This is a genomic window from Telluria sp. ZB4P36 (genome assembly GCF_059685865.1).
Map to the genome: position 1 here is coordinate 77420 of NZ_JCASIE010000017.1, position 17206 is coordinate 94625.

Here is a 17206-nt window from a genome sequence, read left to right on the forward strand (position 1 = left end):
CATGCCTTCACTTGGCGCCACCATCACGACATCGATCCGCCGTATCGGGCTTCCGGCAGTCGTCTTCGCAGCCGGCCTGGCCGCTTCGGTCTACGGCTATTTCGCCGGCGCCCGCCACAGCGAGGCGGAACAGATCGCCCAGCTGCAGGAAACTGCCGAAAATTACGCCCATCTGCTGCGTAACCGGCTGGCGCTGTACGAGGGAGCGGACAACGCACTCGCCGCCTTCTTCAGCGCATCCTACGGCATCCGCGCCGAGGAGTTCGACAATTACATCGGGGCCAGCCGGGTGCTCGAGCGGCTGGAGGGCGCGAGTTCCTTCGGTTACCTGCCCAGGGTGCCGGAGGGGCGCGCCGCGCGCTTCGAGGCCGAGGCCGCCAAGACCTTCCCCGGCTACCGCATCTCGGCCCTGCGGCCCGACGCCGGCGTGAACTACCCCCTGCTCTACGCGGTGGATGCGACCGATCCGGCGCGGGCGGCGCGGCTGCGCGGTGTCGACTTCTCGTCCATTCCTGAACGATGGGCCGCAATGCAGGAAGCCGAGGAGCGTGACGAGCCGGTGGCGACGCGGGTGCACGCCGATATCAGGCACCCGTCGAAACGCCCGGTCGTGCTGGTGTTTTCGCCGGTGCGCAGCATGCATACCGGCTCGTCCGCCGCGCGCGCGCGACAGCAGGGCCGGCTGACGGGCTTCATTTTTTCTGCCATGTATGTCGACAAGCTGTTCCTGGGTTTCGATCACGGACGCCTGGCCAGCTTGTTCGACGTCGAGGTGTTCGATGGCACCCGGACCCGCAGCAACCTGATTTTCGACGCCGACGGCACATCGCATGCACTGGAGAACGATTCCCTCCACTTGCTTGCCCATCGCGCCGACATCAACTTCGCCAACCGGACCTGGCTGGTCCACTTCTACGCGAAGAAAGCGTCGCTCGAGGCAAGGGCGGCCCGGGCCGGGGCAATGGTGCTGGCGATCGGCCTGCTGTTGACCCTGATCGCGGGCTATGCCGCCTCGGCCTGGCCGCGTCATCTGGCGGGCAAGCGCTCGATGCGGGAGTTCAGCCAGCGCTTTGCCGGCTTCTTCGAGAAGCATCCATTCGGGGTCTATGCGATGGACGCCGAACAGCGCTTCATCCACGCCAACCAGCAACTGGCCAAGGAGCTGGGCGTCAGCCGTGAGGCCCTGGTCGGGACACCGGTCCAGGCCTTCGTCGCGGAGGAACAGCGCGCCATGGTGGCGCAGCATTTCGAGGAAGTACTTGACGGAAAAACGGTTGCCTATACCAACAAGATCATCGGCGCGGACGGGCGCTGTTCGGACGTGTCGGTCGTACTGGTCCCGATGAGTGCCGGCGGCAAGGTCACCCATGTGCTTGGCTTTGCCGAGAACATTACCGACCGCAAGCAAGCTGAGCAGGCACTTTATGAGTCCCGGCAAATGCTCCAGCTCATCATCGACAATATTCCGCAGAGCGTGTTCTGGAAAGATCTGGACGGTGTCTTCCAAGGCGGTAACCGCTCCCTGCTGGTCGAGGCCGGACTGGACAGTCCCGATGAACTGATCGGCAAGACGGATGCCGATTTCGCGCGCTGGAAGGAGATGGCGGAGCATTACCGGCAAGTCGACCAGGACGTGATGCAGTCGGGGGTGGCGCGGATGCACATGCAGGCCGCCGACCTGCGCAAGGACGGCACGGAATGCTGGATCGAGACCAACAAGATTCCGCTACGGGACGGGCAGGGCCGGGCGGTGGGCGTGCTCGTCGTGACCGAAGATATTACGGCGCGCAAGTACCTGGAACAAGAGCTGTTCCGGCGTGCCAACTACGACGTCCTGACCGGGCTGCCAAACCGGGGCTATTTTCAAAACCAGCTGGAAGGCGCCGTCAAGCGCGCCCAGCGGCGCCCAGGGCTGGCGCTGATGTACTTCGATATCGACCGTTTCAAGCAGATCAACGACACCTACGGCCACGATGCGGGCGACGAGGTCATCCGCATGTTCGGCCAGCGCGTGCGCCAGGTGCTGCGCGAGTCCGACTTCATGGCGCGGCTCGGCGGCGACGAATTCGTCCTGTTTGCCGAAGGACTGCATCACCCGAACGATGCGGCGGTGATCGCCCGCAAGATCGTCGAGGCGATGGTGCCGGTGTTTCATGTCGGAGGCAGGGCGCTGCAGGTCAGCACCAGCATCGGCGTCGCCTGCTTCGAAGCCGGGATGACCCCGGACATGCTGGTGAAGGCGGCCGACCAGGCCATGTACGACGCCAAGCGCGCGGGCCGGAATTGCTTCCGTCAGGCCGCCGGAGGGGCGTCGCCGGCTTGAGCCTGCCTTGGCAGGATGACCTTGAACACGGTGCCGGCGCCCGGTTCGCTTTTGACGTCGATGAGTCCGCCGTGCTTTTGCAGGATTCCGTAGGACAGCGAAAGTCCGAGTCCGGTGCCCTGGCCCACCGGCTTGGTGGTGAAGAAGGGCTCGAAGATCCGGCTCAGGTGTGCCGGCTGGATGCCCTTGCCGGTATCCTCGATCTCGACCCATACCTGTTTCTCGTCATGGCCGGTGCGGATGGTAATGCGGCCGCGCTCTTCGATCGCATGCGCCGCATTGACCAGCAAATTCATGAACACCTGGTTCAGCTGGGACGGGAAGCAATCGACCGTGGGAATACGCCCATACTCCTTGATCACCTCGGCTTTGTACTTGACTTCGTTCCAGACCACGTTGAGCGTGCTGTCGAGTCCAGCCTCCAGGTCGGCATGTTGGCGCTCGCCCCCATCCACGTGCGAGAAGTCCTTCATGTCTTTCACGATGCGTTTGACGCGGTCCAGGCCTTCGAGCGACTCCGACAGGAGACTGCCCAGGTCTTCACGCAAATACGCCGCATCGATCGCCTCCTTGAGTCGCTCGATCTCCTGCCGGCCGGCCGGGGGCAGGCTCGCTTCATGGGCTTCGTAGGCATCGAGCAGCTTCAGCATGTCTTGCGTATACCGCTGCAGGCTGCCCATGTTGGAGTTGATGAAGCCGATCGGATTGTTGATCTCGTGCGCCACGCCGGCGGCCAGCACGCCGATCGAGGCCATCTTTTCCGATTGCAAGAGTTGGCTCTGGGCCTCGCCCAGTTTCTTGATCAACTCTTCCTGGCGTGCCTTTTCGGTCTGCAAGGTCGCGTTCGCCGTTTGCAGGTCGGCCGTGCGCTCGAGCACTCTTTCCTCGAGCTGGTCGCGCGATTGCCGCAGCGCTTCCTCAGCCAGTTGGCGCTCGGTGATGTCGGTGTAACCGAACACCCGGCCGATGATGCGTTCGTGCAGGTACTGGGGCCGCGACTTGCACTCGAATACCCGGCCATCCTTGAGCCGGAACAGGTCCTCGGTCTCGTTCCGGTCGACGACCTCGCGCAGGCTGCTGCGGCAGCGGTCGGATTCCAGCACGCTGGCGGACAGGAATTCAAAGATGGCGGCATCGTCACGCGCCAGCAGCAGGCTTTCGGGAATATTCCACATCGTGCTGCAGAGGCGGTTCATGCTGGTGATGTTGCCGTGCCAGTCCAGCACCAGGATGCCGTTGCCGGTCGATTCCAGGGTCGCCCGCAACTGCGACAGGGTTTGCTCAAGCACGTCTTCGACCTGCTGCTCATGCTGGGCATCGCGGGCCTGCACCAGCAGCAGGGGCGCGTCCTCGTGATGCAGGACGCGGATGGATTTCGTGACCGCCAGCAGCGAGCCGTCGGCGCGCTGATACTCTCCGCGCTGGGCATCGATGGCAAGATATTGCCCGTTGCGGACATCTTCCCAATAGAAGACGTCCTGCAAGGAACTCTCGATATCGGTGATCTGCATGCCCATGAGTTGCTCCTCGCCGTAGCCGAGCACCTGTGCAGCAACCTGGTTGAGCTGGACGATGCGCAAATCGTTTGGCTCAACGAGGAGGATCATGCTCGGGCTGTGATCGAGCATCAGTTGCTGCAGGTTTTTCATGACAGGGCCGCCCCCGGTGTGCTCGCATCGAAGTAGTAGCTGACACGTTTGCGTGGGCTCAGGTAGTGATAGATCTCCTGCGGCACTTGCGCCGGCCGGATCGACTTCACGATGTTCAGGTCCGGTTCGCGATCCATGTCGACCAGGATCGCCTCATCCCGAGGCACCCCGGCGTCGTAGATGACGACGACCGGCTTCATCGGCCTCTTCATGTTGACGGTGGCGACCATGCCGATCACGCCGTTGGAAAGCTGGACGATGGTACCCGGCGGATAGACGCCGAGACAGCGGATGAAGACCTGCAGCAGCTTGGGGTCGAATTTGCTGCGCAGCTTGGTGAACATGATCGACAGCGTCTCATGCGGCGTCAGGACAGGGGCGCCATTCACGGGGTTGCACAGTTCGTCGTAGCAGTTGGCGATGGCGACGATGCGCGGGAGGACGCCGATCGCCTCGCCCTTGAGCTTGCGCGGATAGCCGCTGCCGTCGAAGGCCTCGTGATGGTCGCCGATGACGGACATGCAGGCGCGCGGAAAACCCAGGCGCTCGCCGATCTCGGTCCCATAATGGCAATGCAGTTCGTAGAGGTTTTTCTCGGCCTGGGTCAGCGGGTCCATCTTCGACAGGACCTTGTCGGAGATGTTCTTGTGCCCGACGTCGTGCAGGAGCGCGCCCATGGCCAGCGGACCGGCCACCTCTTGCGGCAGCTTGATGTCGCGCGCGATCATCATCGACAGCGTGGTCACGTTCAGGGAATGGTTGTAGACTTCCTCGCCACCCGTCTTGTCCCCCATGACGTGGATGGCCAGCTCGGGTGCGCTCAGGATCGAATCGACCATCTGCGTGATCAACTGCTTGGCCTTGCTCAAGCTCTCGGCCGGCTGGGCAAACAGGTTCTTGTCGATCTCGCGGAAGACTTTGGCGGTATTGATGAAGGCGTGTTCGACGCGTGCGGCATCCTGGCGTTGCGCCTTGATCCTTTCCATCATCGCGCGCTTGGCTTGCAGCTCGGGCGAGACCTCGGCTTCGCTTTCGGCGACCGGCGCCGCGCTTGCCGGCGGTGTGTCCGTCGCGCCGGCGGCAGGGCCGACGTCGCTCAGGGCAGGGTCGTAGCGGACCGTCTTCAGGCCCAGGCTCCGGATGGTCCGGAGCTGTTCGTCGTTCTTGATCTTGAAATGGCTGAAAGCAAAGGGATGCTCGAACCATTTCAGGTCGAGGTGGATATACAGCCCGACCTGTAGCTGATCTATTGGTATATTGAAATTGTCGGACATATATATAAAGGTCGTTGGCTCTTTGCTAAAAGCTAATTATTATTGCCGTGCAGAACTAAAATGGTGTAAGCAGAATACCTGTATCAATGCCCTCGGGCAACAATGTTCGCGTAATGTTGCGCAGGCGCCGCACATATTTCACAAAGCATTGCCGACTCAGCAATTTGGGCCTGTCGCTATCCTCTGCTTGGCATGAAATAGTGACGTGTGCTTTGGTTATACTGATCGAACCCCTGCTACTTCGCTTGGCCGAATTGTCCGGTGGTAAGCTATTCATGTTGTCATTTCCAACCTGAAGGAATGTTATGAAACCGCTGTTCTCCTCCGACGAAGAAGCGAACGCAGCACCTGCGACGCCCGCGCCTGCAATGGCGCCCCTGCTGAATCCGGCCACGACGCCGGACGTACTGCCGGCCTTGCGTCCGGAGGCGAGCGTGGCGCCGCTGGTGCGTGTCGATATTTCCGGGATCGACGACAAGGCCATCGAGTCCCTGGGCGGCTCCACCGGCGCGGGTGTGGCGAAGGTGTCGGCCAAGTTGCTCGGCACCGTACGCGCGTCGGACGCGGATGTGTTCGGCACGCAGCTGAATGAACTGATTGCGACGTCCAAGGGCCTGGATCCGGCCAAGCTCCGCTCGGGGGGCCTGCTGTCGCGCGTCACGAACATGTTCGGCTCGGTCAAGGAAAAGATGCTCTCGCAGTACCAGATGGTCGAATCGCGCATGGACACCCTGATCGGGGAGATGACGCGTCATGCCAACGTGCACCGGGCGCGCATCCAGGATTTCGACGAGATGTACAAGGGCCTGGAAACCTACTACCAGGGCCTGGATACGGATGTGAAGAAGGGCGAAGCCTGGGCAGAAAAGCTCAGGCAGGCGGTCGCGCAGCAAGCTGCGCCGGCCAACGCCTTCGAGGCGCAGCAGGCCACCGAGCTCAAGCGCCGTCTCGAGCGTCTCGAAAAGCGCATCGACGACCTGCGCCGCGCCATGCTGATGGCCACCCAGATGGTGCCGCAGATCCGCCTGTCGCAAGACAATGCCAGGGCGCTGACGGACACCTTCACGGATATCGTCAACGTGTCGATTCCGGCCTGGCGCAACGTGTTCTCGCTGTATCTGCTGCAGCTGGAGGCCAAGCAGAGCGCGGCGGTCGCCAACGCCGCCTACGACGCCACCGATGCGGCATTCCGTGCCCAGGCCGACATGTTGTTGGAAAATACCGAGACGGTGGCCCGCACCAAGCAGCGTTCCCTGGTCAGCCTGGAAACCGCCCAGCACGTCCAGACCCAGCTGGTGACCGCTTTCGACAAGCTCGAGCAGATTTCGAACGAAGGCCAGCAGCGCCGCAAGGACGAGCTGCCGAAACTGCAGGAACTGGAGCGCGAGCTGATTGCCCGGTTCTCGACCGCGGTCTGATCCCGAACCCACCATTCTCACCATACAAGGAGCACCATGTCGACGACGCTTGCAACCGGCCATCGCATCAACCTCGAAAAGACCGCTCCGGGTTTGAAGCGCGTCCGTATCGGCCTCGGCTGGAAGGTCAATGCGGCCGACGGCCAGCCTTTCGACCTCGACTCCTCGGTCTTCCTGTGCAGGAAAGATGCGAGCGACCACCCGGTCATGATCAGCAACGCCCACTTCGTCTATTATAACCACACCACCTCCCCGGATGGGGCCGTGGTGCATTCGGGCGACAACCGCACGGGCGACAAGGATGGCGACGACGAAGTCATCACCGTCGACCTGGCCAGGGTCGACGCGGAGGTCGTGGAGATGCCGATCGTGGTCACCATCCACGACGCCGAAGCCCGCAAGCAGACCTTCGGCCGTGTCACCGACGCCTACGTGAAGGTGTACAACGACGAGACCGGCGAAACGATCGCGGAGTATGACCTCGACGAAGACTACTCGGACAAGACCGCGCTGCAGTTCGGCTCGCTGTACCGCAAGGATGGCGAATGGCGCTTCCAGGCCGTCGGCGCCGGCTTCAAGCTGAACCTGGCGACCTTCATCCGCAAGCTGGGCGGCACTGTCTGAGCACAGGGCGCTCCCGCCTTTCCCCGACGCCGCGTGAGCGATGACACACCAGACACCCAAGGCATTCGATTTCGGCGGGGAGCCGGAGCCGGCCCCTGAGCCGGCCGAGCGCCCGGCAGTGCCGCGGGCCTTCGACTTCGGCGACGCGCAGGGTGCCACGCCTGCGCCGCCTGCCCCCGGCAGCCCGCCCAGGCCGCTGTCCTTCGACGAGCTGCCCGCAACGCCGGCGATCCCGAAAGCCGGACCGAGGGCGCTGTTCGAGAGCGAAGACCATCCGGCGGTACGCGATGCCCTGGCGATCGCCAGGACCGAGTATCCGCTCCTGTTCGACCACGCGGAACAGCGCCTTGCCGCCCTGTTCCGCCGCATCCTGCCGGTCAGGCTGTCATTCGTCACCGAATGGGCGGAGGGGCCATTGATGGAACAGGCCGCGCTGCTCCAGCCCATGACCGACCTGGTATTGACGTTCACGCAGATGGCAGTGCCTGCCTTGCTCGAGGCCGCGCTCGAAAGCACCAGGGCGCCGGCGGGCGTGTTCGGCAAGCTGTTCCGCCGCCCGATGTCGCCTGCCCAGTACAAGCCGGCGCTGACCGCATCCCGTGCCCAGCTCCTGCAGCTGATGGCCGACAGCGAGGGCGCCACGCGCGAGCTGGAAGCGTCGGCGCAGAACCTGAGCCTGCACGGGGCCGTGCTTGCGGTCGTGGCGACACTCGCCGGCGGCGCGGCGGATGCGACCCTGCAGGATGCGCTGACGCAGCGCCGTACGCTGATCCAGCAGGCGGTTCGCCAGGCCGAGCTGTCGATACTGCAGATGGGGCAGGTGCGTCAGCAAGCCGCCGACCTGATCGCCCAAGTCTCTTCCTTCCTGACGGTGACCTTGCCCGCACTCGAGATGGCGCAGGCGCAGGGCGGACATTGAAAATAGACACACATATTTTCAGCAAAGCACCCGCTTGTGGTATAGCCTGTTAACTGAAACAAGCTCTCAACCATCAACCTATTGGGAGGTCATATGCCCTGCGTTGATCATGACTATAAGAATTGTCCCGCCTATATGGAATTGCGTAATGGCGAGCAATGCAAACAACCTGGATGCCAGCGTAAAAAGCTGCCTTTTCAGACTTCCCCTGCCTTGTTTGAGCACGAGAACATTGATTTGGATGACGTCGTCATCCCAGGCAAAACCGGTGGCAGGGAGGGAACGATCTAGCACCGAACAAACCAGACACAAGCATTTCACAGGAACGACAACGCCAAGCTGCGAGGCTTGGCGTTGTCGTTTTGTGCGTACTGTTAAAATTTACGATAAATTCCAATTCCCATTTGCCGGAGTACAAAATTCTGGGTTTTCTCGTCAAAGCGGCGATACGTATGCCAAAGCTAACGGTCGCTGTTGCATTATCAGTGCTGGCAGCCTTGGCCAGCACGATGACCTACACCGGTTTCCTCGTCGTCGGGGTCTTGGCCGATCATCTCGGCACGGGTCGGGTCATGGCAGGGCTGCTCCTTGGCGGTCTTTTTGCAAGATTTCCCTGGATAAGCAAAGGCAAGCTGCGGATTGTCGGTTTATTGCCCAAACCTCTACGTCGACCACTCATCGTCGGCTTGCTCGCACTCTGCTGCTTGTACTTCCTGTCGCGAAGCGACTACGTGCCCGCAGCGTTCACAGGTTTCGTTACGGCTTTTCTTCTCACCTACCCTTGGTTGAGGCGAGCCATGTTCGATCGAATGTTTACGTCGGTCTTCAAGTTCGCTGGCCGAACCCCTCCCAACAGCACCGACGACAGGGTGATCGAGGGTGAATTCAGGGAAAAGAAAGATTGATCGCCAGGTGTGCCCGTCTTCACGGATGCACCTGGTTGCGCCCCGCATTTTTGGCGGCATAGACGGAAGCGTGGATTTCCATCCTCAATGCGCCAGTGGGGCGCCATTACCGGCGCTTGCCGCCTGTCCGCCCGCAGGCAGATGTTCAGGCGGCATGCCATCCTTGAACATCCGGCGCAGCTGCTGGCGCAACTCCGGCGAATCGCCATGATGATGCACTGAAACCGCATGGTCGACTGCAGCTTGCAATAACTCTTCCTCGCTGTCGGCCGAGATGGCGACAGAGCAATGCGTGTCGCTTGGGAATTCTCGGCAATCAATGAACTTGCGCGTCATGACCAACTCCTTTACTGACAAACGTGGACAATCGTGCCCATTCCATTTAGGTAAGCGACGTCGCTTGCACCATTAAAGCGCGAGCCGCTAGTGGTGCATCGGTGCCGCGTTCGATACCCGTCCTGTTTCCTCGGGAAGGAATGCCCGAGCCACTGCCAAGGTGTCTGAAAAGCTCTCGAATTTAGCCACTTTTCCATCGTGTAAGGTGAATATATGAACCCACGGACTGTCGTAGCTGCGGCCAGTCGGTTTCGCGAGCCAGTTTGCAAAGCCAGTCACCACGACCTTGTCGTCTTCCGCGATGAATTGCGTAGGCTCGAAGCGGTTGGCATGTACCGAAGCGTCGAGTTTGGCGAAAAACTGGGCGATCTCCGCCTTGCCGTGAAATGCGCCGGAGAATGGCACGAACTCCAGTTCCGGACTGGTCCATTCAGCGTCGTCGTGGTAGCGACTGAGCAATTCGTCGATCTGCCCAGCCTGGAATAGTCGATATCCCTCCATCACTAATTGCTTGTTTCCTTGCGCGTTCATGATCTCTCCCAATAAGATCCGCGTCCGATGGCAGTCGCGGATGCTTGTGCCGGATGCGGTTCATGGACACCTCCAGACTATCCGTCGATGGGAATACCAGCAGCAGGTTTTCGAGGTGCTCTTAAGTAGCCTAGTGCTGCGAGTTCGGAAGTCAAGCGGCTTTTAGCGTAGTAGGGCTCGCAAATACAGGGCGCCGGAAACGACAACGCCCACTCGCATGAGTGGGCGTTGTGTGAACGATGTTCTTGGTGGCCCGGGGCGGAATCGAACCACCGACACAAGGATTTTCAATCCTCTGCTCTACCAACTGAGCTACCAGGCCAAGGGCTCGCATTCTAGCACAAGGCTTGGCTCTGCGGTAGTGCCGCGGTGCATGCGGCCGGCGCCCCTCATTCTGCCTGTTTTGTCGGCATCAGCCGGTTCATGTCCAGGCCCAGGGCCCGTAGCCGGCCCAGCAGGGCGTCATAGGCGGCCGGATCGACCCTCGGCGTGCGCGACAGGATCCACAGGTATTCGCGCTTCGGCTCGCTGACTGCGGCCAATTGATACGCCGGATCGAGGTCGATCACCCAGTAATCGCCCCAGACCATCGGCAGCCAGGACACGATGGCCGGTGCGAAACGCACTTCCAGCTTCGGCGACGTGGCAGCGCCCAGCTGGCGCGCCACGCCGCTGGCCGTGTCGGTGCTGCCGTCGGCGCGCCGGCAGCGGTTGACCACGTCGACGCGGCCGTCCTCGCGCAGGCTGTAGGTGGCGGTGGTGAAGCCCGCACACTTCTTTTGGAAGCGGTTGGGGAACTTCGCGATCTCGTACCACGTGCCCATGTAGCGCTTGACGTCGAGCGCGGGGATGGTGGCAAGCGGCCTGGCGGCGCCGGTTTCCTGGCCGGCCGCGTGGGAGGGCGGCGCGGACAGGGGCAGCAGGGGCAGCAAGGATGCAAGCAGGGCGGTCTTCATGCGCGGTCCCGGAATGGTCGAGCCCAGATGGTAGCCGCACCCGGTGCATGCCGACGCACGGCAGGATGCTATCGCCGCAATCAGGAACGCGCGGCGGCGCGCTCGGCGTGCCGGCGTTCGAGCGCCAGCCGGGCGTCCTTGCGGCCCTTGGCTTCCTCGAAGCGGCGCAGTTCCTCCTCGGTCGACGGCTGCAGCGGCGGCACCGCGACCGGCTTGCGGTCGTCGTCCACCGCCACCATCGTGAAGAAGCAGCTGTTTACGTGGCGCACCGCCTGCGAGCGGATGTCCTCGGCGATCACCTTGATGCCGATTTCCATGGAGCTGCGCCCCGCGTAGTTCACCGAGGCGAGGAAGGTCACCAGCTCGCCGACGTGGATCGGCTGGCGGAAGGTAACCTGGTCCACGCTCATCGTCACCACGTAGCGGCCGGCATAGCGGCTGGCGCAGGCATAAGCCACCTGGTCGAGCAGCTTGAGAATGGTGCCGCCGTGGACGTTACCGGAGAAGTTGGCCGTGTCCGGGGTCATCAGGACCGTCATCGACAGCTGGTGGGAAGGCAGGTTCATGCAGGACTCGAGAAAGTAAGGGGTATGTCATGGTGCTTCAGATTCGCCGGGCCGGCAAGCAGGCCTAGAACGCTTCCCACGCCTCTTCGGGCGCCTTGCGCTCGGCGGGCGTGGACGGCGCGGCGGCCTTGCGCAGCGCCACCTCCCGTGGCCCGGGCTTGCGCAGCGGCCGCTCGGCCAGCCTGAAGACCGCCACCAGCTGCCTCAGGCGCGCTGCCTGCTCCTTCATCGACTCGGTCGCGGCCGCCGATTCTTCCACCAGGGTCGCGTTCTGCTGGGTGACCTTGTCCATGTCCGCCACGGCGCGGTGGACCTGCTGGATGCCATTGGCCTGTTCCCTGCTCGAATCGACGATCTCGCCCATGATCGCGGTCACCCGGCCGATGCTCTCGACGATGCCGGTCATGGTCGTACCGGCGCGCCCGGCCAGGTCGGCGCCCTGCGAGACGCGGCGGGTCGAGTCGTCGATCAGCTCCTTGATTTCCTTGGCTGCCGCCGCCGAACGCTGCGCCAGGTTGCGCACTTCGCCGGCCACCACGGCGAAGCCGCGGCCCTGTTCGCCGGCACGCGCCGCTTCCACCGCCGCGTTCAGGGCCAGGATATTGGTCTGGAAGGCGATGCCGTCGATGACGCCGGTGATGTCGACGATGCGCGCCGACGAGGCGTTGATCGACCCCATCGTGTCCACCAGTTGCCCCACCATCGCGCCGCCCTGCCGGGCCACCGCCGATGCGGTCAGCGCGAGCCCGTTCGCTTCTTCGGCGCTGGCGGCGCTGTGCCCGACCGCGTGCGCCAGCTCGTTCATCGAGGATGCGGTCTGTTCCAGCGCGGCGGCCTGGCTCTCGGTACGGCGCGACAGCTCCTGGGCTTCGCTCGCCATCGCCTCGACCGAGGCGCCGATGGTGGCGGTGCCGTCGCGTACCTGGCCGACGATCCGTGCCAGGCTGTCGCGCATGCCTTGCAGGGCATGCAGCAGGCTGGCCTGGTCGCCCGGCCGCAGGTCGATCCGGACGTCCAGCTTGCCGGCGGCGATTTCGCCGGCCACGCGCGCCGCCTCCGCCGGTTCGCCGCCCAGGCGCCGGAACAGCGCGCGCGCAAACAGCATGGAGGCCGCGATGCTGCCGGCGAGGGTCAGCAGGCACAGGGTCACCAGCATGGTGGTGCTGGCGCGCGCGCCCTCCAGCACCTGCTTCGCCATGGTATCGATGGCCTGGTGCTGCAGCGCCTGCAGCGCGGAGACCTTGTCGAGGTAGTGCTGGGTGGCCGGCACGAACTCTTTTTCGTACTGCGTCATGGCCTCGGCAGCCAGACCGTCCGTCTTCAGCTTCATGACCCGGTCGCGGGTGTCGATGTAGCGTCCGCGCGCTTCGCCGATGGCGGCGAACAAGGCCTGTTCTTCCGGCGTGTCGAGCAATTCACCGATTTTGTTCTGCAGTGCACTGGTGCGCCGGCTCGATTCCGTGCTCTCGGCCGCGAAGGCCTTGGCCAGTTCGGGATCGCTGGAACGCGCGACCGCGGCGGTGCGCTTGGCCGAGACCGAGGTGTTGAGCAGCCATTGCGAGGCCAGGCGCTCCTTGGCCAGCGGGCGCTGGGTGAGCGCTTCGGTTTCCTGGGACATCACCTGCAGGCGCCAGATGGCGATCGCGGTCGAGAGAAAGGAAATGATGATGACGAACGCAAACACGCTTCGTAACTGGGCTCGGACACTGGACACTTCGGCTCCCGGGTGGGTAGAGGGGTTCATGCTGGTGCAGCCCGCCCCAAAATGGGGCGGCCGGCCGCACGTCGACTGCTGGACTGCTTGCTCAGACCGCAGTTCTTTAACATAAAGCAAAATATGGACCAGAAGTAATGAAGTTCCTCAACTTATGCACGACCACTAATTCACAACGATTTCCGCATATCGATCCCTGATTTATGTCGTTGGCCGGTGCCGCCAAAGCAGGTAGGCTCGGCACATGAACAGCGACTTCCCGACCTCTTCCGGCTCCGTGCAATGGTACCTGGGCCCGATCATCGATGCGCTGCGCACCTCGCGCGAATCGACCCACAACATCCGCCACCAGGGCCGTGTGCGCGAACTGCCTTCGCGCGAGGTCCTTGCCCAGGTGGTGAACGGCGTCTCGGCGGCGCTGTTTCCAACCCATTACGGGCGGCCAGACCTGAACGACGAAAGCATCGATTACTTCGTCGGCGACACGCTCAACGTCACGCTCGACCGGCTGGTCGGGCAGGTGCGACGGGCCCTGCGCTTTGCTCCCCAGTTCGAGGAGGCCGACGATGCCGCGCTGTCCGAACAGGCGCGCGCGATCACGCGCGAGTTCGCCGCCAGCCTGCCGGCGATCCGGGCCTTGCTGGTCTCGGACGTGCAGGCCGCGCTGGCGGGCGATCCGGCCGCCAGTTCGGTGGCCGAGATCATGCTGTGCTATCCGGGCACCCTCGCCATCCTCTACCACCGCCTGGCGCATTGCCTGCACCGCCTCGGCGTGCCTTTCCTGGCGCGCCTGGTCGCCGACATCGGGCACTCGCTGACCGGCATCGAAATCCACCCGGCGGCCAGGATAGGCGGCAGCTTCTTCATCGACCACGGCACCGGCGTCGTCATCGGCGAGACCGCCGTCATCGGCGAGCGCGTGCGCCTCTACCAGGCGGTGACCCTGGGCGCCAAGCGCTTCCCGGTGGACGCCAGCGGCGCACTGGTCAAGGGTGCGCCGCGCCACCCGATCGTCGAGGACGACGTGGTGATCTACGCCGGCGCCACGGTGCTCGGCCGGATCACGGTGGGCGCCGGCTCGACCATCGGCGGCAACGTCTGGCTGACGCAAAGCGTCCCGCCGGGCAGCAACGTGTCGCAGGCCCAGTCGCGCAATACCTGACGCAGGGTAGCTGAGGGCTGCGCTATCATGGCGCGATGTCTATCCTGCTCGTACCCGGCTACATGGCCGACGAAACGCTCTGGGACGACGTGCTCCAAGCGCTCGGAAAATTCGGGCCGGTGACGCACGCGGACCTGCGCCATGATTCCTCCATCGAAGCGATGGCCGCCCGCGCGCTGGCCAAAGCTCCCTCTCACTTCATCCTGGTCGGCTTTTCGATGGGCGGCTACGTCGCCCGCGAGATCGCACGGCTGGCGCCCGACCGCGTGCGCGCGCTGGTCCTGATCGCCACCTCGACCCGCGCCGATACGCCATCGCTGCGGCAGAGCCGCGGCACGGTCGGCAAGGCCGCGGCCTCGGTCTCGTTCTCGGGCCTGAGCAAGACCGCGATCGCCACCTCGCTGCACCCGAAAGAGGCCGCCAACGAGACCTTGGTCGAACGCGTGCGCGCCATGGGCGTGCGCCTGGGCGGCGAGGTGTTCCGCCGCCAGTCCGCGATCGTGCGCACCAGCGACCGCGAGCGGCTGCACGAGATCCGCTGCCCGACCCTGGTCGTCGCGGCGGGACAGGACCGGCTGCGTTCACGCGAGGAAGCGGAGGAGATGCTTGCCGGGATCCCCGGCGCCGAGTTCGCCCTGATCGAGGACAGCGGCCACATGCTGCCAATCGAGGCGCCGCAAGCGCTGCTTGCGGTGGTCGAGCCCTGGCTCGACAAGGTGACGGCTGGCTAAACCGTGGCGGATGCCGACCAGGTACGGAGTCCGCGAATCGCCTCTTCCTTGAGCTTGGCCTCGATCTCGATGTAGGGCGCGCTCAGGTAGGACGAGGGCATGACCTCGATCAGGTCGGCATGCTGGCGGTCATTGAAGCCTTCGCGGCCGTTCGAGATATGCACCAGCTGGTGCGCGGGATTGGCCCAGGTGGCGCGCGCTTTCAGCAGCATGTCTCCCACGCTGGGATCTTCATAGCTCGACAGCTTGTCGTGCACCACGTGGTGGTGGGCGTCGAATACCATCGGCACGCCGGCGCGCATGCAGATGTCGTAGATTTCCTCCGCCCCATAGGCATATTCGTCATTCTCCAGCCCCAGGCGGCAGCGGATGGCGTCGGGAAGCAGGGCGATGCGCTCGACCAGCGCGTCGGCGCGATTGCCCTTGCCGCCGTGGATCTCGAGCAGGGCCCAGGGCGAGCGTGGCTGCTCGAGCAGGTCCATGATGTCGGCGTGCATCTGCAGGATCTTGACGCTGTTCGCCACCACCCCTTCCGAATCCGAACTCAGCACCACGAACTGGTCCGGGTGCATGACCAGCCGGATGCCGCGCTCGGTCGCACGCCGGCCCGAGCGTACCAGGGTCGCGGCAAAGGGCGCCAGCACGTCGCGGCCGATGTCTTCGTCGGCAAAGGGAAAGATCGAGGAGGGCAGGCGGTACAGGCGGATGCCCTCGGCCTCGCAGTAGCGCAGCGCCTTGTCCAGGGTCTGGATGTTGTCGCGGTAGAGGTCTTCGAGCAGCTTGCGCTGGGCGTCGAGGCTGTGCTCGAGCAGGCGCTTGCGCGTGACCGTGCGGTAGCGGACGTCTTTCGACGCGGTAATACAGACGAGGCCGAGGTTCGGTTGCATGGGTTCCCTGTGCGTGGCAGGTCCGCCGCGTGCGGACTGCCGCGCCAGTCTATCCAAACCGGGCTTTCCGGAGCGTCCGCTTCGCCTCTCCGGGCACACGCTGGCGGGACAGGAATGGGACACCCCTTGCCGACGCGCCTGATCAGCGCGGGCGGCCGAACACCTGGGTCCAGTAGACGATGCCGCTGCGCTTTTCCGCTGCCACGCCGTAGGCGGCGCCCATCTCGGTGAAGCCCGGATTCATGATGTTGGCACAGTGGCCTGGACTGTCGAGCCAGCCCGCCACGGCCTCGTCGGGCGTGTTCTGGCCGAAGGCGATGTTCTCGCCGACCCGCTGCCAGGCATAGCCGGCGCGCGCGGCACGGTCGGCCGGCTGGCTGCCGTCCTTGGCCCGGTGGCTGAAATAGCGGCGCGCCGCCATGTCGCGGCTGTGCGCCAGCGCGGCTTCGCCCAGCCGCGGATTCCAGCTCACCGGCGGCGCCGCCGCGAACTGCTGCTTGCCGCAGCTGCGGGCGCTGGCGCGCGCCGCATTCACGCTGGCCAGGATGGCCTTGCCGGCTTCGTGCCAGTCCGGAAAGGTGTCGGAAGGCAGTGGCGGCGCCGCCTTGGCCAGGATGACGGTCCATTCGTCGCCGCTGCGGTAGCTGCCGACGGCCGAGAAGCGGGTATCCAGCAGGGTCGCGCAGTATTTTTCCTGCAGCACGGCCATCGCTTCCGCCGGCGTTTGCGGACCGCTCACGCTGACGGTCACGGCGCGCTCGGCGGCAAAGCCGGCTTGCTCGAGCGCCGCTTCGATGAAGGTGGCCGGCCCGATGCGCACCCGCGCCAGCGCCGGGTGCGGCGCCAGCGCCTCGACCGGCGCAGCGCTGCGGCCCAGGCAGCTGCCCGGGGCCTTGCGGTAGCCATTCACCAAGGTGGTCAATTGCTCGGCGCCATAGACAGGCGCCGGCAGGGCCGATGCCATGCCGGGCCAGGCGCTGGCCAGCGCCAGCAGCAGGGGCGCAATGCCGCGCATCTGGAATGGCAGAGTCAGGATTTTCGGTAGCAAGATCAACCTCCGGCCGCGGAGCCGCAGCCATGCAATCGTAGCGGATGCCGGGCGCTGCGTCATCGCACCCGGTAGAAAAGCTGAATGAAAGGACATTGACAGGAAATCAAGCCGGCCCCAAAAGCAAAAACGCCGACCACAGGTCAGCGTTTTTCTCAAGTGA

General features: G+C 64.0%; 16 protein-coding genes and 1 tRNA gene. 7 read left to right on the forward strand and 10 right to left on the reverse strand.

Annotation, left to right across the window (positions count from 1 at the left end; all coding sequences use genetic code 11):
• The first annotated feature begins 1 nt into the window (after nt 1).
• Complete coding sequence (locus tag AC56LK_RS19630; RefSeq protein ID WP_497186163.1) at nt 2-2323, forward strand: sensor domain-containing diguanylate cyclase; 2322 nt, start codon at nt 2-4, stop codon at nt 2321-2323.
• On the opposite strand, the gene AC56LK_RS19635 is transcribed toward AC56LK_RS19630, so the two are convergent.
• Both AC56LK_RS19635 and AC56LK_RS19640 read right to left on the reverse strand, forming a co-directional pair.
• Nucleotides 2293-3972 (reverse strand): PAS domain-containing sensor histidine kinase, encoded by a 1680-nt coding sequence (locus AC56LK_RS19635; protein ID WP_497186164.1) that lies wholly within the window; start codon nt 3970-3972, stop codon nt 2293-2295. The two genes, AC56LK_RS19630 and AC56LK_RS19635, sit on opposite strands and share 31 nt — an antisense overlap.
• Entirely contained in the window at nt 3969-5246 is a 1278-nt protein-coding gene (locus tag AC56LK_RS19640) for a cyclic di-GMP phosphodiesterase (RefSeq protein ID WP_497186165.1), read from the reverse strand. The genes AC56LK_RS19635 and AC56LK_RS19640 overlap by 4 nt, the downstream gene beginning before the upstream one ends.
• A gap of 305 nt (nt 5247-5551) precedes the next feature.
• On the opposite strand from AC56LK_RS19640, the gene AC56LK_RS19645 reads away from it, so the two are divergent.
• The 4 genes from AC56LK_RS19645 to AC56LK_RS19660 all read left to right on the forward strand — a co-directional run bounded on the left by AC56LK_RS19645 (nt 5552) and on the right by AC56LK_RS19660 (nt 9112).
• Complete coding sequence (locus AC56LK_RS19645; protein ID WP_497186166.1) at nt 5552-6664, forward strand: toxic anion resistance protein; 1113 nt, start codon at nt 5552-5554, stop codon at nt 6662-6664.
• A gap of 36 nt (nt 6665-6700) precedes the next feature.
• The gene (locus AC56LK_RS19650) at nt 6701-7288 is read left to right on the forward strand and encodes a TerD family protein (RefSeq protein WP_497186167.1); all 588 of its coding nucleotides are present in this window, start codon (nt 6701-6703) and stop codon (nt 7286-7288) included.
• Nucleotides 7289-7328: 40 nt separating this feature from the next.
• Nucleotides 7329-8207, forward strand: a complete 879-nt coding sequence (locus tag AC56LK_RS19655) for a hypothetical protein (RefSeq protein ID WP_497186168.1) — start codon at nt 7329-7331, stop codon at nt 8205-8207.
• A gap of 452 nt (nt 8208-8659) precedes the next feature.
• Nucleotides 8660-9112, forward strand: a complete 453-nt coding sequence (locus AC56LK_RS19660) for an FxsA family protein (protein ID WP_497186169.1) — start codon at nt 8660-8662, stop codon at nt 9110-9112.
• 84 nt (nt 9113-9196) lie between these two features.
• Here AC56LK_RS19660 and AC56LK_RS19665 read toward each other — a convergent pair whose 3' ends face one another.
• From AC56LK_RS19665 to AC56LK_RS19690, 6 genes are all read right to left on the reverse strand, one after another.
• Nucleotides 9197-9448: a DUF1059 domain-containing protein gene (locus AC56LK_RS19665; RefSeq protein ID WP_497186170.1), complete on the reverse strand. Its 252-nt coding sequence runs from the start codon at nt 9446-9448 to the stop codon at nt 9197-9199.
• Nucleotides 9449-9535: 87 nt separating this feature from the next.
• Nucleotides 9536-9979, reverse strand: coding sequence for a nuclear transport factor 2 family protein (locus AC56LK_RS19670; RefSeq protein ID WP_497186171.1), 444 nt, complete (start codon nt 9977-9979; stop codon nt 9536-9538).
• A gap of 246 nt (nt 9980-10225) precedes the next feature.
• Nucleotides 10226-10301: transfer RNA gene (locus tag AC56LK_RS19675), tRNA-Phe, on the reverse strand.
• Nucleotides 10302-10368: 67 nt separating this feature from the next.
• Nucleotides 10369-10935: a lipocalin family protein gene (locus tag AC56LK_RS19680; RefSeq protein ID WP_497186172.1), complete on the reverse strand. Its 567-nt coding sequence runs from the start codon at nt 10933-10935 to the stop codon at nt 10369-10371.
• Nucleotides 10936-11015: 80 nt separating this feature from the next.
• The gene (locus AC56LK_RS19685; RefSeq protein ID WP_497186173.1) at nt 11016-11501 is read right to left on the reverse strand and encodes an acyl-CoA thioesterase; all 486 of its coding nucleotides are present in this window, start codon (nt 11499-11501) and stop codon (nt 11016-11018) included.
• Between the two features lie 64 nt (nt 11502-11565).
• Nucleotides 11566-13245, reverse strand: a complete 1680-nt coding sequence (locus AC56LK_RS19690) for a methyl-accepting chemotaxis protein (RefSeq protein WP_497186174.1) — start codon at nt 13243-13245, stop codon at nt 11566-11568.
• A gap of 214 nt (nt 13246-13459) precedes the next feature.
• On the opposite strand from AC56LK_RS19690, the gene epsC reads away from it, so the two are divergent.
• Together epsC and AC56LK_RS19700 are read left to right on the forward strand one after the other, a co-directional pair.
• Nucleotides 13460-14377 (forward strand): serine O-acetyltransferase EpsC, encoded by a 918-nt coding sequence (epsC, locus tag AC56LK_RS19695; protein ID WP_497186175.1) that lies wholly within the window; start codon nt 13460-13462, stop codon nt 14375-14377.
• Between the two features lie 35 nt (nt 14378-14412).
• Complete coding sequence (locus AC56LK_RS19700; protein ID WP_497186176.1) at nt 14413-15108, forward strand: alpha/beta fold hydrolase; 696 nt, start codon at nt 14413-14415, stop codon at nt 15106-15108.
• On the opposite strand, the gene uvsE is transcribed toward AC56LK_RS19700, so the two are convergent.
• Nucleotides 15105-15995, reverse strand: a complete 891-nt coding sequence (gene uvsE / locus AC56LK_RS19705) for a UV DNA damage repair endonuclease UvsE (protein ID WP_497186177.1) — start codon at nt 15993-15995, stop codon at nt 15105-15107. The genes AC56LK_RS19700 and uvsE overlap by 4 nt on opposite strands.
• A gap of 142 nt (nt 15996-16137) precedes the next feature.
• Complete coding sequence (locus tag AC56LK_RS19710; protein ID WP_497186178.1) at nt 16138-17043, reverse strand: CAP domain-containing protein; 906 nt, start codon at nt 17041-17043, stop codon at nt 16138-16140.
• Nucleotides 17044-17206 lie beyond the last annotated feature (163 nt).